Annotated in this window: 1 protein-coding gene; it reads right to left on the bottom strand. The window is 68.3% G+C overall.

Features of this window, described 5'->3' with window-relative positions; all coding sequences use genetic code 11:
• On the bottom strand, positions 1-176 hold a 176-nt coding region (locus ACR9ZK_RS23835), incomplete at its 3' end, for a TrmH family RNA methyltransferase (protein WP_481344372.1).
• Between the last annotated feature and the right edge of the window lie 54 nt (positions 177-230).

Genomic DNA, 230 nt, shown 5'->3' with positions numbered 1-230 from the left:
ACTTTACGCACCACCGGCGTCAGAGTTGCCGACTTGTCCTTGGGCACGATCACCGCCAGCGCGCCGGCAGCATCCGCCGACCGCAGGCAGGCGCCGAGGTTGTGCGGGTCGGTCACGCCGTCGAGCACCAGCAACAGCGGTGCGCCTTCGGTACGATCGAGCAGCTCGTCGAGCATTGCCTCTCCCCAGACCTGGCTCGGACTGACGTCCGCCACCACGCCCTGGTGCAC

Source organism: Monashia sp. HAY1-5C, assembly GCF_056755255.1.
This window is presented reverse-complemented; position numbering and strand designations above follow the sequence as displayed.